Below are 19,099 nucleotides of genomic sequence, written 5' to 3' on the forward strand. Positions count from 1 at the left end.
TTCAAACCTATTGCGGAAGCATGTCCTTGAGGCGGAGCAGCGCGATGCGCTCGACCTGTTTGCAGGCGGTTTCGAATTCGACGCCGCGGCTGTTGCCGATGCGCGCCTCGAATTCCGCCAGAATCTCTTGCCTCGTCTTGCCCTTCACCGCGATGATGAAGGGGAAACCGAAAGTGGTGACGTAGGCGGCGTTGAGCTTGGAAAACAGTTCGCGCTCCTTGTCGGTCAGCGCGTCGAGGCCGGCCGAAGCCTGTTCCCTGGTCGATTCCGCCGTCAGCCGTTTGGCCTTGGCAAGTTTGCCGGCAAGGTCGGGATGAGCGTTGAGCACGGAAAGCCGCTCGGTTTCGCTGGCGGACCGGAAGACACGGCAAAGCGCATTGTGCAGGCCGCCTGAAGTGTCATGCGCCGGGCCCAGTTCCAGTTCGTAGGCGCGTTCGGCGATCCAGGGCGAATGCTCGAACACGCCGCCGAAAGTGTGGACGAAGGTCTCGAATTCCATCTTCGAGGGGCGGAGTGCCGCCGGTTGATAAGGATTGACCTCTTGCCAGTGGCGGGCGATGTCGATGCGCCGCGCCAGCCAGACCCTGTCGTGCGACTTCACATAGTCGACGAAGCGCTTCAGCGCCGCCACCCGGCCCGGCCGCCCGACGAGGCGGCAGTGCAGGCCGATGTTCATCATGCGTGGCCGGCCTGCCTTGCCCTCGGCATAGAGCGTGTCGAAGCTGTCCTTCAAATAGGCAAAGAACTGGTCGCCGGAGTTGAAGCCCTGCGGCGTTGCGAACCGCATGTCGTTGGCGTCGAGCGTATAGGGAATGATGAGCTGCGCGCCGCCATCATGCTCGAACCAGTAGGGCAGCTCGTCGTCATAGGTGTCCGACACATAGTCGAAACCGCCTTCTTCCGCCACAATCCGCACTGTGTTGATCGATGTGCGACCCGTATACCAGCCGGTCGGGCGCGCGCCGGTCACTTCGTAGTGCAGCTTGATCGCCGCCTCGAGGTCGCGGCGCTCATCCTCGGCGCTGTGGTCGCGGTAGTCGATCCATCTCAACCCGTGCGAGGCGATCTCCCAGCCGGCTTCCTGCATGGCCGTGACTTGATCCGGCGAACGGGCGAGCGCGGTGGCGACGCCATAGCAGGTGATCGGCACCTCGGCCTCGCTGAACAGCCGCAGCAACCGCCAGAAACCGGCGCGGGCACCGTATTCGTAGATGGATTCCATGTTCCAGTGGCGCTGGCCCACCCAGGGTGCCGCGCCGACGATTTCCGACAGGAAGGCTTCGGACGCCTTGTCGCCATGCAGCACGCAGTTCTCGCCGCCTTCCTCGTAGTTGACGACGAACTGCACGGCGACATGCGCGCCGCCAGGCCATTTCGGGTCCGGCGGATTGACTCCGTAGCCGCGCATGTCTCTGCTGTAACGCATCGTCCCTCCCGCCGGGCATGGCCCGAAGTATGATCAGAATATCGAAAGGGTGCTTCTCGCATTCCCCCGAAAATTTTTGAAAGTGTTTTTGTCGCACTCCGCTCGACCGGGACTTATGCATCGCCTTTAATTGGCGCACAATTCACTGTTGATACTTGATCGTACCGGGCCAATTCGCTCGTACCGGAAATGGGAGGCGGCCAATGGCAGAAACGTCGAATGCCGATGGCGGGCGTCTGACGACCCATGTCCTCGACACGGCGACAGGCAAGCCGGCGGCGGGATTGTCGATCGCGCTTTATCACCTCGAGGGCAAGGCGCGGACACATTTGAAGACCGTTGTCACCAATGCCGACGGCCGTTGTGACAAGCCGCTGCTCGCCGGCGCGGAGTTCCGCCCCGGAGAATACGAACTGGTCTTCGCCGCAGGCGACTATTTGCGCCAGCAGGGGTCGAGCCTGCCGAACCCCGCCTTTCTCGATGTGATACCGATCCGCTTCGGCATGGCCGAACCGCTGCACTACCATGTGCCGCTGCTCGTCTCGCCCTATGGCTATTCGACCTACAGGGGGAGCTGAGGCATGGCCAAAATTAGCATCCGCAATGAAATCCGCTTCATCCTCAACGGCAGGGACGTCGCGCTTTCGTCGGTGGCACCCGACGCGACCCTGCTCGACTGGCTGCGGCTCGACCGGTCGCTGCGCGGCACCAAGGAAGGCTGCGCCGAGGGCGATTGCGGCGCCTGCACCGTGTTGGTCGGCAAGCTCTCGGCCGGCGGGCTGGTCTATGAAAGCGTCAATGCCTGCATCCGTTTCCTCGGCTCGTTGGACGCCACCCATGTCGTGACCGTCGAGCATCTGCGCGGCGTATCAGGCCAACTGCATCCGGTGCAGCAGGCGATGGTCGATTTCCACGGCTCGCAATGCGGCTTCTGCACACCGGGCTTCGTCATGTCGCTCTATGGCATGTGGATGAAGTCGTCGAATCCGTCGAACGCGGATATCGAAAAGGCCTTGCAAGGCAATCTCTGCCGCTGCACCGGCTACGAGGCGATCATGCGCGCTGCGCATGCCATCTCCAGCTACGGCAAGGCGGTAAAGGATCCGCTGGCCACGGAGCGCAAGGCGATCACCGCGAGGCTCGAGGCCATGCATGACGGCGCCCGGATTGAGATCGGTTCGGCCAAGACGCGGCTGGTCGTGCCGGCCGATGTCGATGATTTCGCCGCCGTGCTGGACAAGGAACCCGGCGCCACCATCGTTGCCGGCTCGACCGATGTCGGCCTCTGGGTGACCAAGCACATGCGCGATATTTCGCCGGCCATTTTCATCGGCAATCTCGACGGACTTTGCACCATCTCGGAAGACAACGGCATCATTTCGATCGGCGCGGGCGTCACCTACACTGATGCCTTCGCGATATTGGCGAAGCGTATCCCGGCGCTGGGGCCGTTGTTCGATCGCATCGGCGGCGAACAGGTGCGCAACATGGGGACCATCGGCGGCAATATCGCCAACGGCTCGCCGATCGGCGACACGCCGCCGCCCTTGATCGCTCTTGGCGCAAGTCTCACCCTGCGCAAGGGCAAGAAGCGGCGCTCGATTCCACTGGAAACCTTCTTCATTGCCTATGGCAAACAGGACCGGCAGCCGGGCGAATTCGTCGAGGCCGTGCACGTTCCGGTTCCGGTCAAGGGCACGAAATTCGCCGTCCACAAAATCACCAAGCGCCGCGATGAGGACATCACCGCGGCCCTCGGCGCCTTCTTCCTGACGCTGGCCAGCGATGGCACGGTCGCGGAGGTGCGCATTGCCTATGGCGGCATGGCGGCGACGCCGAAGCGGGCGTCTTCTGTCGAAAAAGCGCTGCTCGGCAAGCCATGGACGGAGACCACGGTTGACGCGGCGATGGTCGAATATGCCAGGGATTTCACCCCGCTCACCGACATGCGGGCCTCGGCCGAGTATCGTGCGCTCGCGGCGCGCAATCTCTTGCTGCGCTTCTTCGCCGAGACCAGCGGTACCAGGGAGCCGATCCAGGTTTCGAGGCACGAGGCGGCATGATGAACAAGCACGCTCCCCCCAATCTGAAGGCTGAAAAGATCGCCGGCGGCGTTGCCACCGATCAACGCCATGACTCCGCCCACAAGCATGTCAGCGGCACGGCCGTCTATATCGACGACATGCCGGAACCGGCCGGCACGCTGCATGGCTGCCTCGGGCTTTCTGCCGCCACGCATGCCACGATTACCAGCATGGATCTCTCGGCGGTGCGTGCAGCGCCCGGTGTTGTCGACGTGCTGACGGCCAAGGATGTGCCGGGCGAGAACGACATTTCGCCGACAGGCCGCCACGACGAGCCGGTGCTGGCCGACGGCAAGGTGCAATTCTATGGCCAGCCAATCTTTTGCGTCATTGCGCAGACGCGCGAGCAGGCGCGTCGCGCCACCAGATTGGCCAAGGTCGAATACAAGGAATTGCCCTTCGTCACCGACATTGGCGCGCTCGATCCGAAGAAGGACAAGGTCGTCACGCCGCCACTGACGCTGAAGCGCGGCGATGCCGCTACAGCGATCCGTCAGGCGCCGCGCCGGCTAAAGGGAAAAATGCGCATCGGCGGCCAGGAACACTTCTATCTCGAAGGCCATATCGCCATGGCCATTCCGGGCGAGGATCAGGACGTCACCATCTATTCCTCGACCCAGCATCCGAGCGAAGTCCAGCACATGGTGAGCCATGCACTCGGCGTGCCGAGCAATGCCATCACGGTGGAGATCCGCCGGATGGGCGGCGGCTTCGGCGGCAAGGAGACGCAAGGCAACCAGTTTGCCGCATTGGCGGCGATCGCCGCGAAGAAACACCATCGCGCCGTGAAGATCCGGCCCGACCGCGACGACGACATGATCGCCACCGGCAAGCGTCACGATTTCCTCGTCGACTACGAAGTCGGCTTCGATGACGAGGGCAACATCCTCGGCGTCGATTTCATGTTCGCGGCGCGCTGCGGTTTTTCGTCGGACCTTTCCGGCCCGGTGACCGATCGCGCACTGTTCCACTGCGACAACACCTATTTCTGGCCGGCGGTGCAAGCGCAATCGGCGCCGCTCTACACCAACACCGTGTCGAACACCGCCTTTCGTGGTTTCGGCGGCCCGCAAGGCATGGTCGGCGCCGAGCGCGTCATCGACGAGGTGGCCTTCGCCGTCGGCAAGGATCCACTCGAAATCCGCAAGAAGAATTTTTATGGTACGTCAGACCGCAACATCACGCCCTACCACCAGACGGTCGAGGATAACATCATCCAGCGCATCGTCGCCGAGCTCGAGCAAAGCGCCAGCTATGCGCGGCGCCGGCGTGAGATATCGGCCTTCAACGCCAACAGCCGTTTCATCAAGCGCGGCCTGGCGCTGACGCCGGTCAAGTTCGGCATCTCGTTCACCGCCACGCATTATAACCAGGCCGGCGCGCTGGTGCATGTCTATACCGACGGTTCGGTGCATCTGAACCATGGCGGCACCGAGATGGGGCAGGGCCTCTACGTCAAGGTTGCGCAAGTGGTGGCGGAAGAGTTCCAGATCGACCTCGACCAGGTCAAGATCACCGCGACCACGACCGGCAAGGTGCCGAACACTTCGGCCACGGCAGCGTCGTCCGGCTCCGATCTCAACGGCATGGCGGCGCAAAATGGCGCTCGCCAGATCAAGGACCGGCTGATCGATTTCGCCGCTGAAAAATATCAGGTGCCGCGCGATCAGGTGCTGTTCCTGCCCAACCGGGTGCGCATCGGCAACCAGGAAATCGCCTTCGCCGACCTCATCAAGCAGGCCTATATGGCTCGCATCCAGCTGTCGGCGGCGGGTTTCTACAAGACGCCGAAAATCCACTGGAACCGCGACAAGGGCGAGGGCCGCCCCTTCTATTATTTCGCCTATGGCGCGTCGTGCTCGGAGGTCTCGGTCGACACGCTGACCGGCGAATACATGGTCGAGCGCACCGATATTCTGCATGACTGCGGCCGATCTCTGAATAGCGCCATCGACATCGGCCAGATCGAGGGCGGCTTCATCCAAGGCATGGGCTGGCTGACGACGGAAGAACTGTGGTGGGACGCCAAGGGCCGGCTGCGCACGCACGCGCCATCGACCTACAAGATCCCGCTCGCCTCCGACCGGCCGAAGATATTCAACATCACCTTGGCCGACTGGCCGGAAGCGAGCGAGCCGACCATCCACCGCTCCAAGGCAGTCGGCGAGCCGCCGTTCCCGCTCGGCATGTCGGTGCTGCACGCCCTGTCGGATGCAGTGGCCAGCGTCGCCGACCACAAGATCTGTCCGCGCCTCGATGCTCCTGCAACGCCGGAGCGGGTGCTGATGGCGATCGAGAGGCTGAAGAAAGAGACGAAGGCCGGCGCCTGAATCTGGCAGAATGTGCAATCTGGGCCGAAAAACCTATATTTCCCATTCGGGAATGTGAACCATGAACTCGAAAGTGCAAAGCCTGAAAGCCTTTCTCACCAGCGCCGGCCAGGTTGCCCTGGTCGAAGTGACCGGAACAAAAGGCTCGACGCCACGCGAGAAGGGCGCCTTCATGCTCGTCTCGCAGGCGGCGATCTTTGGCACCATCGGCGGCGGTCAACTCGAATACATGGCGATCGACAAAGCCCGGCAGATGCTTTTCTCCCCCTCAAGGGGGGAGAGAACCCGCGCCGATCCGATCTTACCCGGCGGCTTCGCCGCCACCCTCCCCTCAAGGGGCAGGGAAAGCCGCGCGACCCTCGATGTGCCGCTAGGCCCGGAAATCGGCCAATGCTGCGGCGGGCGCGTCGAAGTGCTGATCCGGCTCGTCGATGCAGCCCTTGCCGCCGATCTGGTTGCGGCTGCGGAAGCCGAGGAGGCGCACCTGCCGCGTGTCTACATCTTCGGCGGCGGCCATGTCGGCCAGGCGCTGGCGTCGACGATCGCACTTCTTCCCGTGCACGGCATCGTCATCGAGACGCGGGCCGAAGCACTGGAAGGCATGCCGGAATCCGTCGAGACCAGGCTGACAGCTATGCCGGAAGCGATGGTGCGAAACGCTCCCGCTGGCGCCGCCTTCGCCATCCTGACCCACGATCATGCGCTGGATTTCCTGATCGTCGCCGAGGCGCTGAAACGCGGCGATGCCGCCTATGTCGGCATGATCGGGTCCAAGACCAAGAAAGCGACGTTCAAGAACTGGTTCCTGAAATCGGCGGACGGCAGCGAGGCGGAATTTGCCCGCCTCGTCTCGCCGATCGGCGGCGCTGCCGTCAAGGACAAGCGCCCGCAAGTCATTGCAGCGCTCGCGGCCGCCGAAATCATGACGGCGCTGGTCATGCACGCCACAGCATCAAATGCCGACCATCAGGTCCCGCACGACAAGGTGATGGTCGGCTAAGCTTGCGCCTCAACGCATCTCATGCCGGCCGCTTCAAGCCCAGATGCTCGCGCAAGGTGCGGCCTTCATAGTCCCTGCGGAACAGGCCGCGCCGCTGCAGTTCCGGCACGACCAGCGTCGCAAAGGCATCAAGTTCGCCGGGGAAATATGACGGCATGACGTTAAAACCGTCGGCCGCGCCACCCTCGAACCGAGCCTGCAGTTCGTCGGCGACTTGGGCCGCAGTGCCGACGATGCGCCAATGGCCACGCGCGCCGGCGAAATGCCGGGCAAGCTGGCGGATGGAGAGGCCGTCGCGGCGCGATTGCTCGATGACCAGCGCCTGCCGGCTTTTCATCCCCTCGCTCTCCGGCAGATCCGGCAGCGGCCCGTCGATCGGGTAGCACCACAGATCGGAGATGCTGAGATAGCTGGACAGCAGCGCAACGCCGACATCGTCGGGGATCAGCGCCTGCAATTCCTCATATTTTTCAAGGGCCTCCGCTTCGGTCTCCGCCACCACCGGCGCGACGCCGGGCATGATCTTGATGTCGTCAGGCTCGCGCCCATAGGCCGCCAGACGTCCCTTGAGATCGTCGTAAAAGGCCTTCGCTTCCTCGAAGGTCTGCGCCGCGGTGAACACCACATTGGCGGTGCGGGCGGCAAGGTCGCGGCCGACATCCGAGGCGCCGGCCTGAACCATGACCGGGGCGCCCTGCGGCGAGCTTGGCAGATCGAGCGGGTCGCGAACCGAAAAGCTCTGGCCGTCGTGACCGGAGGCGCCGAGCTTGCCGTTCCAGAGCCCGGTGACGACTTCGGCGAATTCACGCGCGCGCTCATAGCGATCGGCATGGGGCTTGAGGCCGGTCGAGCCGAAATTGGCGGCCTCGATGGGGCTGGCCGAGGTGACCAGGTTCCAGCCGGCGCGGCCGCCGCTCAGATGGTCGAGCGACAGGAAGGTTCGTGCCAGCCCATAGGGCTCGTTGTAGCTCGTCGAGGCTGTTGAGACGAGGCCGATGCGGCTGGTCTGGACGGCAAGCGCCGAAAGCAGGCTGATCGGCTCGAAGCCGATCGAGCGCGAGGTCTGGCTGGCAATGCCGACATTGGCTTCCCGCAGGCCCGCGGCATCTTCGCAGAAGATCATGTCGAATTTCGCCGCCTCTGCCGTGCGCGCCAGCGCGATGTAGTGGTCGATGTCAGTGCCGGCGGTGACGTGCGCCTTGGCATGGCGCCAGGCGGCGATGTGGTGGCCTGTCGCCCACAGGAAGGCGCCGAGTTTCATCTGGCGAGCGGTCATCGGTCACCTCCGCCGGCAAGCCCGAGATGCGAGCGCAACGTCGTGCCGCGATAGTTCTCTCGAAACAGGCCGCGCTGCCTCAGTTCCGGCAAAACCAGATCGACGAAATCGTCGAGCGCTGAAAGCTGTGCCGGCATCAGGATGTTGAACCCGTCGCAGCCTCTCGCCCGGAATTCCTTTTCCAGCCTCTCGGCGAGGGCAGCCGGCTTACTATCGGCGGTAGGCGCGACGTTCGTCAGCACTTTCACAGCGTCCGGATCGCGTCCGCACGCCGTGACACGGCGCCGGATATCGTCATAGCGTTCTGTCGTGCCCTCCACCGGTCCGCCGTCCAGCAGGATGATATCGGCGGTGCGAGCGGCAATATCGAAGTCGGATTCCTGCAGGCCCGACAAGACGAGCACTGGCGTATCCTGCGGCGACCGGGCGACGTTCAGCGGTCCGCGCACGGAAAAGGACGCGCCCTTGTGCTCGAGCAGGTGCATTTTTTCGGGGTCGTGGAAGCGGCCGCCGCTCTGGTCGAACAGCAGCGCGTCCGCATCCCAGCCCTGCCACAGACCTTGCACGATGCCGATATATTCCTCACTGCGACGGCGGAAATCGTCAGGCGAAAATCCTTCGGGCCGGCTGAAATTGGCTGTTTCCCGTGGCGCCTGCGCCATGGTCGCGTTCCAGCCACTGCGGCCATGGCTGATGATGTCGAGCGAAGCGAAACGGCGCGCCAGATTGTAGGGTTGGTGGGCAATTGTCGAGGCAGCGGCAACCAGGCCGATCCTGCTTGTGACAGTTGCCAATGCGGCCAGCAAAGTGGTCGCTTCGAAGGGCATCGGACTGTTCGCGGCACCGCCGCCGGAAGCCGGCGCTGAATCGGCAAGCAGCACCATGTCCAGGCCCGCCGCTTCGGCCTTTTGCACTAAACCGGCCAGGCGGCTGAATTCCCGCCCCGGTGATGGATCGATGGTTCCCGGAAACAGCGAAACGGCAAGATGCATTGTGGCGCCGTTGTCCATCGATGGTCCCTGCGAGACGAAATACCACCCGAACTATGTTCGCCACATCCAGGGATGGCAACCGCTGGCGCTGGGCCAAGCGCCGGTCACGTGCCGGCCAGCATTATTTCCCAGCTAGCAGATCGTTGATCAGTCGCTGGCAGCGCTCGGCCATGAAGTCGAGCAGCAGCCGTACTTTTGGATCCTGCAGCTTCTTGTGCGGATAGACGGCGGCGAACTGCACCGGTGTCGGTGGCGTGCTGCTCAGGATCACCTTCAGCCGCCGGTCGCGGATGAATGGCTCGACCTCGAAGCGCGGCTTGTTGATGATGCCGCGCCCCGAAAGCGCCCAGCCGGTCAGCACGTCGCCATCGTCGGTGTCGTAGGGCCCGTGCACCTCGAATTTCTGCGGGCCTGTGGGGGTCTGCAGCGTCCACACATATTCGCGCGCGCCGGAATAACGCAGCATCAGGCAGTCGTGCTTCTTGCCGATCAGCTCCTGCGGCTCCAACGGTTCGCCGCGGGCCTCGAGATATTTCGGCGCCGCCACCAGCACGCGCTCGCATTCCATGATGCCGCGCATCCTGAGGCTGGAATCTTCGATGATGCCGAGCCGGAAGGCGACATCGATGCCTTCCTTCATGATGTCGACATTGTGGTCCGAAAGCCTCAGCCTCACCTCGATGTCTGGGTATTTGTCGTGAAAATCGGGAATGCCCGAGGCGACCAGCCGGCGGCCGAGGCCCAAGGGTGCCGTAACGCGGATGGTGCCGCGCGGCTGGCCGGAAAGCGCCGAGACCGCGGCTTCCGCCTCGGTGATCGCCTCCAAGACCTGCTTGGCGCCCCCGTAAAAAACCGTGCCATGCTCGGTCGGCATCAATTGCCGCGTCGTGCGGTTGAACAGACGCACGCCCAGGTGCTTCTCCAACTCCTTGATGCGGTTGGAGGCGACCGCCGGCGAAATCCGCATGTCGCGACCGGCCGCCGACAGATTGCCGAGTTCGACCACGCGAACGAAGACGGCAATGTTGTCCAGATAGGCCATGCGGTTTCGTGGCTTTCCTGAGGCCGCCTTCGGGCGGCTCCCATCCTGCTGCGTGTGACTACCCTAGTATTTTCCATTTTTTTTTGAAAGTCATCGTGCGCCTCGCCTCTTTCCGTTTGCGCTCCAACCCGTAAAGTCGCCCAATCGGCAGGGACGATTTCAATGATGGATTTCGCGATTTTCTGGGACTGGCTAAGTTTTGCCGTGCGCTGGCTGCACGTCATCACCGGCATCGCCTGGATCGGCTCGTCCTTCTACTTCGTCGCGCTCGACCTCGGCCTGCGCCAGCGTCCCGGCATGCCCGTCGGCGCCTTCGGCGAGGAATGGCAGGTGCATGGCGGCGGCTTTTACCACATCCAGAAATATCTGGTGGCGCCGGCCGAAATGCCCGAGCATCTGACCTGGTTCAAATGGGAATCCTACGCCACCTGGCTGTCCGGCTTCGCCATGCTGTGCGTCGTCTATTATGCCGGGGCCGATCTGTTCCTGATCGATCCCAACGTGCTCCCAATGTCCGTCCCGGTCGGCATCCTGCTGTCGTTGGCAACGATCGGCGTCGGCTGGGTGGTCTATGATCTGCTGTGCCGCTCGCCGCTCGGCAAAAGCGACACCGGCCTGATGCTGGTGCTCTACTGTGTGCTGGTGTTCATCGCCTGGGGGCTGACGCATCTCTTCACCGGCCGCGCCGCCTTCCTGCATCTGGGCGCCATCACCGCCACGATCATGTCGGCCAACGTCTTCATGGTTATCATCCCCAACCAGAAGATCGTTGTCGCCGACCTCATCGCTGGCCGCAAGCCCGATCCGAAATACGGCAAGATCGCCAAGCAGCGCTCGCTGCACAACAACTATTTGACGCTGCCGGTGCTGTTTCTGATGCTGTCGAACCATTATCCCCTGGCGTTCGGCACTAAGTTCAACTGGGTCATCGCCTCGCTGGTGTTCATCATCGGCGTGCTGATCCGGCACTATTTCAACTCGATCCATGCCCGCAAAGGCAATCCGACCTGGACCTGGATGGCGGCACTCGTCCTGTTCATCGTCATCATCTGGCTGTCGACTGCGCCGAAAGTGCTGACCGGCGAACCCAAGGAATCCGCGTCGGCGCAAATCTATGTCGCTTCAGCGCATTTCCCGGCCGTGCGCGACACCGTGCTCGGCCGCTGCTCGATGTGCCATGCGGCGGAGCCGGTCTATGAGGGCATCTATCATGCACCGAAGGGCGTGATGCTCGACACCGATGCGGATATCGCCAACCACGCCCGCGAGATCTATCTGCAGGCCGGTCGCAGCCACGCCATGCCGCCCGCCAACGTCTCACAGATCACCGACAAGGAACGGGCGCTGCTGGTGGCCTGGTTCGAAGGCGCAGGGAAATAGCATGACCTCGACACTTCTGCGCGGCCGCACGCTGTCCTTCGTGCGCTGGCCGCAAACCATCGACGACCATTCCGCCTGGCGCTACGAAGAGGATGGCGGCCTGCTGATCCGCGACGGCAGGATCGTCGCCGCCGGCGCCTATGCCGAGGTTGAAAAGCAGGCCGGCGAAACGGTGAAGAGAATCGACCATCGGCCGCATCTGCTGCTGCCCGGCTTTATAGATGCCCATGTGCATTTTCCGCAGATGCAGGTCATCGCCTCCTATGGCGCAGAACTGCTCGACTGGTTGAAAACCTACACTTTTCCGGAGGAAACGAAGTTCGCCAACGCCCAGCACGGCCGCCGAATCGCGCGGCTGTTCCTCGACGAAATGGTGCGCCACGGTACAACAACGGTCGCCGCCTACTGCTCGGTGCACAAGGCTTCAGCCGAAGCCTTTTTCGCCGAGTCGCATGACCGCAACATGCTCAACATTGCCGGCAAGGTGATGATGGATCGCAATGCTCCCGACGGCGTGCTCGACACACCGCAATCCGGTTACGACGACACGAAGGCGCTGATCAAGGAATGGCATGGCAAGGGACGGCAGCACTACGCCATCACGCCGCGCTTCGCCATCACCTCGTCGCCGGAGCAGATGGAGATGGCGGGCGCGCTGTGTCTGGAATATCCCGACCTGCACATGCAGACGCATCTGTCGGAAAACCACGCCGAAATCGCTTTCACGCAGGAACTCTACCCGTGGTCGCGCGACTATACCGACGTTTACGAGCACTACGGGCTGTTGGGCAAAAAGAGCCTGTTTGGACATTGCATCCATCTGTCGGAGCGCGAAGCGGATGCGCTATCGGACTCGGGCTCGGTAGCGGTGTTCTGCCCGACCTCCAACCTGTTCCTCGGTTCCGGCCTGTTCGACTACCAGCGCTTCCGGCGCCGCGGCAAGCCGGTCCGGATCGCCGCTGCCACCGATGTCGGCGGCGGCACCAACTACTCCATGCTGCGTACCATGGACGAGGGCTACAAGGTGATCGCGCTGAACGGAGAGAAGCTCAACCCGCTCCAGTCCTTCTGGCAGATGACGCGCGGCAATGCCGAGGCGCTGTCGGTGGCTGACAAGATCGGCACGCTGGATGAAGGCAGCGATGCCGACATCGTCGTGCTGGACGCCAGGGCAACGCCGGCGATGCGGCTCAGGATGGAAACGGTCGAGACGCTGGCGCAGGAACTGTTCCTGCTGCAGACGCTGGGTGACGACCGCACTGTCCGCGAGGTTTATGTGGCGGGGCGGCCAGCCAAGGCGGATATGATCGCGGGGTAAGAACCCTCACCCGGATTGCCAACCGAATTGCAAGGGCAATTCGGGGCAATCCGACCTCTCCCCGAGGGGAGAGGAGATCGCCAGTGCCGACGCTTCCTCTTCTCCCCACCGGGGAGAAGGTGGCCGCGAAGCGGCCGGATGAGGGGGCCGCTCCACGGAAGCTTGACCGAGCGGAGCTTGTCGTACACACGACGTGTGACGATTTCGGAGAAAGAAAATGGCCGTTGCTGACGACATCGCTCTGATCAAGAGACAGGAAGAGACCCTTGTCTTCGCCACCTTCGACGAGGCCGTCGCTTTCAAAATCGGCTCCGCCATTCGCGATCGTGCAATTGCCGAGAAACTGCCCATCATTGTCGACGTCAGGCTGTGGGATCGGCCGCTGTTCTACGCCGCGATGCCGGGTTCGAACGCCTCGAACCCCGACTGGGCGCGACGCAAGACCAATGTGGTCAAGCGGTTCCTGAGAAGCACCTACCACATGGTGCTGGAACAGCAGCGCCCGGACCGCAGCTTCAAGATCGGCGAAGGGCTGGATATTGCCGACTACGTGCTGGCCGGCGGTGGCTTTCCGGTGACCGTCACGGGCGCCGGCGTCATTGGTGTGATCGCCGTCTCCGGACTGCCGGAGCGGGAGGATCATGGCCTCGTCGTCGATGCGCTGTGCGATCATTTGGGCGTCGACAAGCGCGGCTTGGCATTGCCTCGGGACGCCGAATGACCGTGCTCGATCCCAAGGCCTTCCTGACCTCCATCTTCAACGCCGCCGTTGCCGCCGCCGATCCGGAACGAACCATCCGGGATCATCTGCCGGCCAAGCCAAAGGGCCGTACCATCGTCATCGGCGCGGGCAAAGGCTCGGCGCAGATGGCGGCAGCGTTCGAGAAAGTGTGGGCCGGCCCGATCGAAGGGCTGGTCGTCACCCGCTATGGCTATGGCGCGACCTGCGAGCGCATCGAGATCATCGAGGCGGCTCATCCGGTGCCGGACGCTGCCGGTCTGGAAGCCTCGCGGCGCCTGCTCGCCAAGGTCCAGGGTCTGACTGAGGATGACCTAGTGGTGGCGCTGATTTCCGGCGGCGGATCGGCGCTGTTGCCGTCGCCCGCTGGCGGCTTGACGTTGGCCGACGAGATCGCCGTCAATGAGGCGCTGCTCGCCTCGGGTGCGCCGATCGCGGCGATGAACACCATCCGCAAGCACCTTTCCACCATCAAGGGCGGCAGGCTGGCGGCGGCCGCATGGCCGGCCAGGGTGGTGTCGCTGATCGTCTCCGATATTCCCGGCGACAATCCGGCAATGGTCGCCTCCGGCCCAACCGTACCGGATACAGGCAGCCGCGCAGACGCGCTGGCCTCGATATCGGCGTATGGCATGAAACTGCCGGCCTCGGTGATGGCGCATATCAATTCGCCGGCCGCCGATGCGCCAAGCCCGGATGACGAGCGCTTTTCGCGCAACGAGGTGCATTTGATCGCTTCGGCCGGGGTGTCGCTGGAAGCCGCCGCTGCGGAAGCGGCAAGACAGGGCGTCGAGGCGTTTATCCTCTCCGATGCCATCGAAGGCGAAGCGCGCGAGGTGGGCGGCGTCCATGCCGCGATCGCGCGCGAAGTGGCGACACGCAATCGACCATTTCCAAAGCCGGTGCTCATCTTGTCGGGCGGCGAGACAACCGTGACCCTGCGGGCAAAAGGCAAGGGCGGCCGCAATTCGGAATTCCTGCTGGCTTTCGCCATAGGCGCCAATGGCGTCGACGGCATCCACGCACTGGCCGCCGACACGGACGGCATCGACGGTTCGGAAGACAATGCCGGCGCCTTCGCCGATGGCTCGACCGTATCGCGCATGCGCGCAGCCGGGGTGGACGCCAAGGCTATGCTTGCCGGCAACAATGCCTGGACGGCCTTCAACGCGGTTGGCGATCTTTTCGTACCCGGCCCGACCGGTACGAATGTCAACGATCTCAGGGCAATTCTGATCAGGTAGCTGAAGCAATTCCAGGAAGTGTGAAGCGGTTTTCCGTCTGGAATCGCGCAAAAACAAAACTGATCAGGCGGCCATCAGCCGCTTCACCAGCTTCATATCCTGCAGGAACCGTTCGCGTTCGGCTTCCTTGTCCGCCCGATCGTGGATGCGCAGGATGAAGGAGGGATGGATGGTGATGAACACGCGCAATCCGTCCTCGCGCTCGATCACTTGTCCGCGCATCTTTGTCACCGGGATCGCCTTGCCGAGCAGCGACATCGCCGCTGTCGCGCCGAGTGCCACGGCGAGGTTAGGCTTGATCAGCTCGAATTCTTGGTCGATCCACCAGCGGCAGGCCTGAATCTCACCGGAATTCGGCTTGGAGTGGATGCGGCGCTTGCCGCGCGGCTCGAACTTGAAGTGCTTGACTGCGTTGGTGACATAGACCTTTTGCCGATCGACACCGGCATCGTCCAGGATCGCATCGAACACCTTGCCGGCCGGACCAACGAAAGGTTTGCCGGCGAGATCCTCCTGATCCCCCGGCTGTTCGCCGACGAAGATCACTTTGGCATTGTCGGGGCCCTCACCGAAGACGGTCTGCGTCGCGTCGCGCCAAAGCGGGCAGCGACGGCAGCCTTTCGCTACCTCACGCAACTCGGAAATCGTGCTTGCGGCATCGTCCTCCGCCGTCTCGGCAGGCTGTTGCTTCGGCCAATGCCGTGCCTGCACCTTTGCGTGGTGCGGCGCGGGTGTTGTCGGCATCTTCGCAATCATGTCCTTGGCGGCCTTGTCCGCTCCTGCGATCATGTCTGGAATGAGCGAGGCCTCGGGAAGGTTCCGCCAATATTTCTTTGGCATCTCCCTTTGCATCGCCTTCACCTTCAGCCGCGCCGGGTTGAAGATGTTCTCGAAATAAGTCCGCCAGAGCGCCTCGGTGTCGTCTTGATCAGGCGCATCGCCCTTGGCAGCACCCGGCCCCATCGCCAGCCTTTCGCCATCCCAATCGGCGGAGGCATAGGGCGTCAGGATCGTCCAGCGCATGCCGGTGAAACGCCTGACGAAGAAATCGGCGTTGCGCTCGACGATGAAATGATCCGGCTCGAACCAGGCGACATAGCGCTCATCGGCACCGTCGCCGATTTTTCGGAAGCGCACGAAGGCGTGCATCTTGTGGCTGTCGCGCCGCACCGCCTTTTCCATGGTCTCAAGCCGCCTGGTGTCGGGATCCGACGCGATTTCCAGCAGTTTAGGCTCGTCGCGCAATCGCCAAAGCACTCTGTAGAGAAAGGCAAACCGGCCGGAATCGGAATGGCAGAACGCCGTTTCGGCATGCCCGATGAAGTCGCGCGGCACGACGAGCTGCGCGCCCGCAGGCACTTCAGGCAATTCTGCCTGATCAGAGCCCGGCGCGACATGCCAGCCGACGTCCTCGGGCCTGACCTCATTCAGGGCGAGCCGCCGTGCCGCGTCACGCCAGCCGGCAAAATCCGTCTCGCTGTCGAGCCGAACTCTGTATCTGGCGAGATCGAGTTGCGCCGGCCGCATGATCAAAACAACGATAATTGTTCGCAGGAGTAGGCGATCCTGTCGCGCAGGCCGGCCTTGTCGGTCAGCGCACCAGGTGACCAGCCTTCGGCGATGATGAAGGGCCTGAGCTTGGCGACCGACTGGCAGATCCGTCCGACGTCCTCGAGCCGCATGCGCCGGTGCCGGCGCGTCTCCAAAATCTTCGCCACCACCTTGGTGCCGAGACCCGGCACCCGCAGCAGCGCTTCGCGGTCGGCGCGGTTGATGTCGACCGGAAACTGTCCCCGGTTGCGCAGCGCCCAGGCGAGCTTCGGGTCTATGGCGAGATCGAGCATGCCGTCGCTGCTCCCGGCAAGGATTTCCGGCTGTGAAAACCCATAGAACCGCATCAGCCAGTCGGCCTGATAGAGCCGGTGCTCGCGCATCAGCGGTGGTTTCAGCAAGGGCAGCGACGATGACGAATCCGGAATGGGGCTGAAAGCCGAGTAATAGACGCGCCGCAGATGATAGCTGCCATAGAGCCGCGCGCTGGTGTGAAGGATGCCGTCGTCGGATGTCTTGTCGGCGCCGATGATCATCTGCGTCGACTGACCGCCCGGCACAAAGCGTTCGCGCTTCTTGGTCTTCAAAGTCGGCTCAGCCTTCTCCTCCATCTTCTGGCGCAGCCTGGCCATGGAAAGCCGGATTGTCTCCGGCTTCTTCTCGGGCGCCAGCCGCTTCACGCCCTCATCGGTCGGCAGTTCAACGTTGATCGACAGCCGGTCGGCATAAAGCCCTGCCTTCTCGACCAGTTCCGCCGAACTTTCCGGGATCGTCTTCAGATGGATGTAGCCGGAGAACTTCTCCTCCAAGCGCAGCCGGCGTGCCACCTCGACCATCTCGCCCATGGTCTCGTCCGGTGAGCGGACGACGCCGGAGGACAGGAACAGGCCTTCGATATAGTTGCGCCTGTAGAAATCCATGGTCAGTTTCACCACCTCTTCGATGGTGAAACGGGCGCGCCGCACATTGGACGACGAGCGGTTGATGCAATAGCTGCAATCGTAGATGCAGAAATTGGTCAGCAGGATCTTGAGAAGGGAAATGCAGCGGCCATCCGGCGCGTAGGAATGACAGATGCCCATGCCTTCGGTGGAGCCGATGCCGCCGGATTTCAAGGAATCCTTTTTTGCAGCACCGGAAGAGGCGCAGGAGGCATCGTATTTGGCGGCGTCGGAGAGGATCGCCAGCTTTTCACGGACGGTAAGTGCGCTCATATGTTCATGATATGTTCTGAACAGGAGATCCGCTACCTCATTTGATGGAGGCGGCGAAAAAGTGATCGCCGCCCATCATGAATCCATCAAACCTCGTGCAGATAGAGGTGGTAATCCAGTTCGCTGACCGTGCGTGCCACCCGCAGATACTCGGACTGTTTGATCGCCACGAAGGTCCGGTGCAGGTCCTCGCCGAGCGCGTTCTTCAGGAAGCTGGACGTCCGCGCCGCTTCGATCGCGGCGCGCCAGTCGACAGGCATGGTCGTGCGCGTGACCGCTGCCTCATAGCCGTTGCCGGTCGTTTCGGGGCCCGGATCGAGGCCTTCATCCATGCCCTTGATGATGCCGGCGAGCACGGTCGCGGCGATCAGATAAGGGTTGGCGTCGACGCCGGACGGGCGGTGCTCGATGCGCCGGTTCTTCGCGTCGCCTGCCGGCACGCGTAGCGCCACCGAGCGGTTGTTGACGCCCCAGGTCGGCGCCACCGGCGCATAGGATTGCGAGACGAAACGCCGCCAGGAATTGGCGTGCGGCGCAAACACCAGCATCGATTCCGCCATCGTCTGGATGAGGCCACCAAGCCCCTGCAGCAGCGGCAGCGACCAGCTCTCGCCACCGGCTTCGGCAAAGACGTTTCTTCCGGCCTTGTCCTGCAGCGAGACGTGGAAATGCATGCCCGAGCCGGCATATTTCTCAATCGGCTTGGCCATGAAACAGGCGGTAACGCCATGGCGGCGCGCCTGCGCCCGCACCAGCCGCTTCAGCATGACCAGGTCGTCGGCCGCCCGCATCACGTCCTTGCGGTAGTTCAGCGTCAATTCGTACTGGCCGGGCGCATATTCGGAAATCACCGTCTCGGCCGGAATGCCTTGCGCCTTGGCCGCCGCATAGATGTCGGAAAACAGCGGCTCCATGCCGTGCAGATGATCGACGGAATAGACTTCGGTCTTGCCCGAGACGCGGCCATCGAGAACCGCGCGCGCCGGCTGCACCTTGCCGTCGGCGTCGCGCTCATTGGCCAGCAGGAAGAATTCGAGCTCGAAGGCGCCGGCCGGATAGAGACCCTTGGCCGCCAGGATGTCGACTTGCCGCGCCAGCGCCAGCCGGGGGTCCGACGACATCGGCCGGCCGTCGAGCATGTACATCGCCATCAGCAACTGGCCGCGCGGCGGGCTCGTGCCGTAGAGCGGCACCAGCGTGCCGGGGATCGGCCAGGCGCGTAGGTCGCCGTCGCCGGTAGTCCAGATCAGCCCGGTCTCGTGCACATCCTCGCCGGTGATGTCGAGGCCGAGGATCGAGATCGGCATATGGCGGCCGCCCTCGAAGATGCTTTTCAGCTCATGCCGGCGCACGATCTTGCCACGGCCGACGCCATTGGCGTCGGTCAGCACGATATCGAAGGCTTCGATCTCGGGATGGGCGTCGAGAAAGGCGTGCGCCTCGGCTGGTGTCGAGCCCGAAGGTGAGGTCATCATGGCATTAGGGTGGTCCATCGCCGCTTGT

The 19,099-nt window shown here is 63.1% G+C and carries 15 protein-coding genes; 8 read left to right on the forward strand and 7 right to left on the reverse strand.

Annotated features, from left to right (window positions below; translation table 11 throughout):
- Window positions 1-7 precede the first annotated feature (7 nt).
- Window positions 8-1,426, reverse strand: a complete 1,419-nt coding sequence (gene puuE / locus EOA19_RS04060; RefSeq protein WP_023813631.1) for an allantoinase PuuE — start codon at window positions 1,424-1,426, stop codon at window positions 8-10.
- Window positions 1,427-1,629: 203 nt separating this feature from the next.
- Between puuE and uraH the strand changes: the two genes are divergently transcribed.
- From uraH to xdhC, 4 genes are all read left to right on the forward strand, one after another.
- Window positions 1,630-2,004 (forward strand): hydroxyisourate hydrolase, encoded by a 375-nt coding sequence (uraH, locus tag EOA19_RS04065; protein WP_023813630.1) that lies wholly within the window; start codon window positions 1,630-1,632, stop codon window positions 2,002-2,004.
- A 3-nt stretch (window positions 2,005-2,007) separates the two neighbouring features.
- Window positions 2,008-3,489 carry a xanthine dehydrogenase small subunit gene (gene xdhA, locus EOA19_RS04070; RefSeq protein ID WP_128302772.1) on the forward strand — a complete coding sequence of 494 codons (1,482 nt, stop codon included), beginning with the start codon at window positions 2,008-2,010 and terminating at the stop codon, window positions 3,487-3,489.
- Window positions 3,489-5,840: a xanthine dehydrogenase molybdopterin binding subunit gene (xdhB, locus tag EOA19_RS04075; protein ID WP_128302889.1), complete on the forward strand. Its 2,352-nt coding sequence runs from the start codon at window positions 3,489-3,491 to the stop codon at window positions 5,838-5,840. The genes xdhA and xdhB overlap by 1 nt, the downstream gene beginning before the upstream one ends.
- A gap of 61 nt (window positions 5,841-5,901) precedes the next feature.
- Window positions 5,902-6,840, forward strand: coding sequence for a xanthine dehydrogenase accessory protein XdhC (xdhC, locus tag EOA19_RS04080; RefSeq protein ID WP_023813627.1), 939 nt, complete (start codon window positions 5,902-5,904; stop codon window positions 6,838-6,840).
- Between the two features lie 19 nt (window positions 6,841-6,859).
- Here the strand turns inward: xdhC and EOA19_RS04085 are convergent, their stop codons facing one another.
- The 3 genes from EOA19_RS04085 to EOA19_RS04095 form a co-directional block, all read right to left on the reverse strand.
- Window positions 6,860-8,116, reverse strand: a complete 1,257-nt coding sequence (locus EOA19_RS04085; RefSeq protein WP_128302773.1) for an LLM class flavin-dependent oxidoreductase — start codon at window positions 8,114-8,116, stop codon at window positions 6,860-6,862.
- Complete coding sequence (locus EOA19_RS04090; RefSeq protein ID WP_128302774.1) at window positions 8,113-9,126, reverse strand: LLM class flavin-dependent oxidoreductase; 1,014 nt, start codon at window positions 9,124-9,126, stop codon at window positions 8,113-8,115. The genes EOA19_RS04085 and EOA19_RS04090 overlap by 4 nt, the downstream gene beginning before the upstream one ends.
- A gap of 103 nt (window positions 9,127-9,229) precedes the next feature.
- Window positions 9,230-10,150 carry a LysR family transcriptional regulator gene (locus EOA19_RS04095; RefSeq protein ID WP_128302775.1) on the reverse strand — a complete coding sequence of 307 codons (921 nt, stop codon included), beginning with the start codon at window positions 10,148-10,150 and terminating at the stop codon, window positions 9,230-9,232.
- 162 nt (window positions 10,151-10,312) lie between these two features.
- On the opposite strand from EOA19_RS04095, the gene EOA19_RS04100 reads away from it, so the two are divergent.
- From EOA19_RS04100 to EOA19_RS04115, 4 genes are all read left to right on the forward strand, one after another.
- On the forward strand, window positions 10,313-11,530 hold the full coding sequence (locus EOA19_RS04100) for a urate hydroxylase PuuD (protein ID WP_128302776.1): 1,218 nt from the start codon (window positions 10,313-10,315) through the stop codon (window positions 11,528-11,530).
- A gap of 1 nt (window position 11,531) precedes the next feature.
- Entirely contained in the window at window positions 11,532-12,848 is a 1,317-nt protein-coding gene (gene guaD / locus EOA19_RS04105) for a guanine deaminase (RefSeq protein ID WP_128302777.1), read from the forward strand.
- A gap of 217 nt (window positions 12,849-13,065) precedes the next feature.
- Window positions 13,066-13,569, forward strand: a complete 504-nt coding sequence (locus tag EOA19_RS04110) for a heme-degrading domain-containing protein (protein ID WP_128302778.1) — start codon at window positions 13,066-13,068, stop codon at window positions 13,567-13,569.
- Window positions 13,566-14,831 carry a glycerate kinase gene (locus EOA19_RS04115; RefSeq protein WP_128302779.1) on the forward strand — a complete coding sequence of 422 codons (1,266 nt, stop codon included), beginning with the start codon at window positions 13,566-13,568 and terminating at the stop codon, window positions 14,829-14,831. The genes EOA19_RS04110 and EOA19_RS04115 overlap by 4 nt, the downstream gene beginning before the upstream one ends.
- A gap of 63 nt (window positions 14,832-14,894) precedes the next feature.
- Here the strand turns inward: EOA19_RS04115 and EOA19_RS04120 are convergent, their stop codons facing one another.
- From EOA19_RS04120 to EOA19_RS04130, 3 genes are all read right to left on the reverse strand, one after another.
- Window positions 14,895-16,358, reverse strand: coding sequence for a UdgX family uracil-DNA binding protein (locus EOA19_RS04120; protein ID WP_128302780.1), 1,464 nt, complete (start codon window positions 16,356-16,358; stop codon window positions 14,895-14,897).
- A 2-nt stretch (window positions 16,359-16,360) separates the two neighbouring features.
- Window positions 16,361-17,596 (reverse strand): putative DNA modification/repair radical SAM protein, encoded by a 1,236-nt coding sequence (locus EOA19_RS04125; RefSeq protein ID WP_023813618.1) that lies wholly within the window; start codon window positions 17,594-17,596, stop codon window positions 16,361-16,363.
- 86 nt (window positions 17,597-17,682) lie between these two features.
- The gene (locus EOA19_RS04130) at window positions 17,683-19,089 is read right to left on the reverse strand and encodes a glutamine synthetase family protein (protein WP_128302781.1); all 1,407 of its coding nucleotides are present in this window, start codon (window positions 19,087-19,089) and stop codon (window positions 17,683-17,685) included.
- Window positions 19,090-19,099 lie beyond the last annotated feature (10 nt).

This window comes from Mesorhizobium sp. M7A.F.Ca.US.010.02.1.1 (genome assembly GCF_004023085.1).
Classification (GTDB): Bacteria; Pseudomonadota; Alphaproteobacteria; order Rhizobiales; family Rhizobiaceae; genus Mesorhizobium.

Excerpts from the sequence above, each read along its gene's own strand:
- puuE (WP_023813631.1), bottom strand. The coding sequence starts at position 1,426 with ATGCGTTACAGCAGAGACATGCGCGGCTACGGAGTCAATCCGCCGGAC.
- uraH (WP_023813630.1), top strand. The coding sequence starts at position 1,630 with ATGGCAGAAACGTCGAATGCCGATGGCGGGCGTCTGACGACCCATGTC.
- xdhA (WP_128302772.1), top strand. The coding sequence starts at position 2,008 with ATGGCCAAAATTAGCATCCGCAATGAAATCCGCTTCATCCTCAACGGC.
- xdhB (WP_128302889.1), top strand. The coding sequence starts at position 3,489 with ATGAACAAGCACGCTCCCCCCAATCTGAAGGCTGAAAAGATCGCCGGC.
- xdhC (WP_023813627.1), top strand. The coding sequence starts at position 5,902 with ATGAACTCGAAAGTGCAAAGCCTGAAAGCCTTTCTCACCAGCGCCGGC.
- EOA19_RS04085 (WP_128302773.1), bottom strand. The coding sequence starts at position 8,116 with ATGACCGCTCGCCAGATGAAACTCGGCGCCTTCCTGTGGGCGACAGGC.
- EOA19_RS04090 (WP_128302774.1), bottom strand. The coding sequence starts at position 9,126 with ATGGACAACGGCGCCACAATGCATCTTGCCGTTTCGCTGTTTCCGGGA.
- EOA19_RS04095 (WP_128302775.1), bottom strand. The coding sequence starts at position 10,150 with ATGGCCTATCTGGACAACATTGCCGTCTTCGTTCGCGTGGTCGAACTC.
- EOA19_RS04100 (WP_128302776.1), top strand. The coding sequence starts at position 10,313 with ATGATGGATTTCGCGATTTTCTGGGACTGGCTAAGTTTTGCCGTGCGC.
- guaD (WP_128302777.1), top strand. The coding sequence starts at position 11,532 with ATGACCTCGACACTTCTGCGCGGCCGCACGCTGTCCTTCGTGCGCTGG.
- EOA19_RS04110 (WP_128302778.1), top strand. The coding sequence starts at position 13,066 with ATGGCCGTTGCTGACGACATCGCTCTGATCAAGAGACAGGAAGAGACC.
- EOA19_RS04115 (WP_128302779.1), top strand. The coding sequence starts at position 13,566 with ATGACCGTGCTCGATCCCAAGGCCTTCCTGACCTCCATCTTCAACGCC.
- EOA19_RS04120 (WP_128302780.1), bottom strand. The coding sequence starts at position 16,358 with ATGCGGCCGGCGCAACTCGATCTCGCCAGATACAGAGTTCGGCTCGAC.
- EOA19_RS04125 (WP_023813618.1), bottom strand. The coding sequence starts at position 17,596 with ATGAGCGCACTTACCGTCCGTGAAAAGCTGGCGATCCTCTCCGACGCC.
- EOA19_RS04130 (WP_128302781.1), bottom strand. The coding sequence starts at position 19,089 with ATGGACCACCCTAATGCCATGATGACCTCACCTTCGGGCTCGACACCA.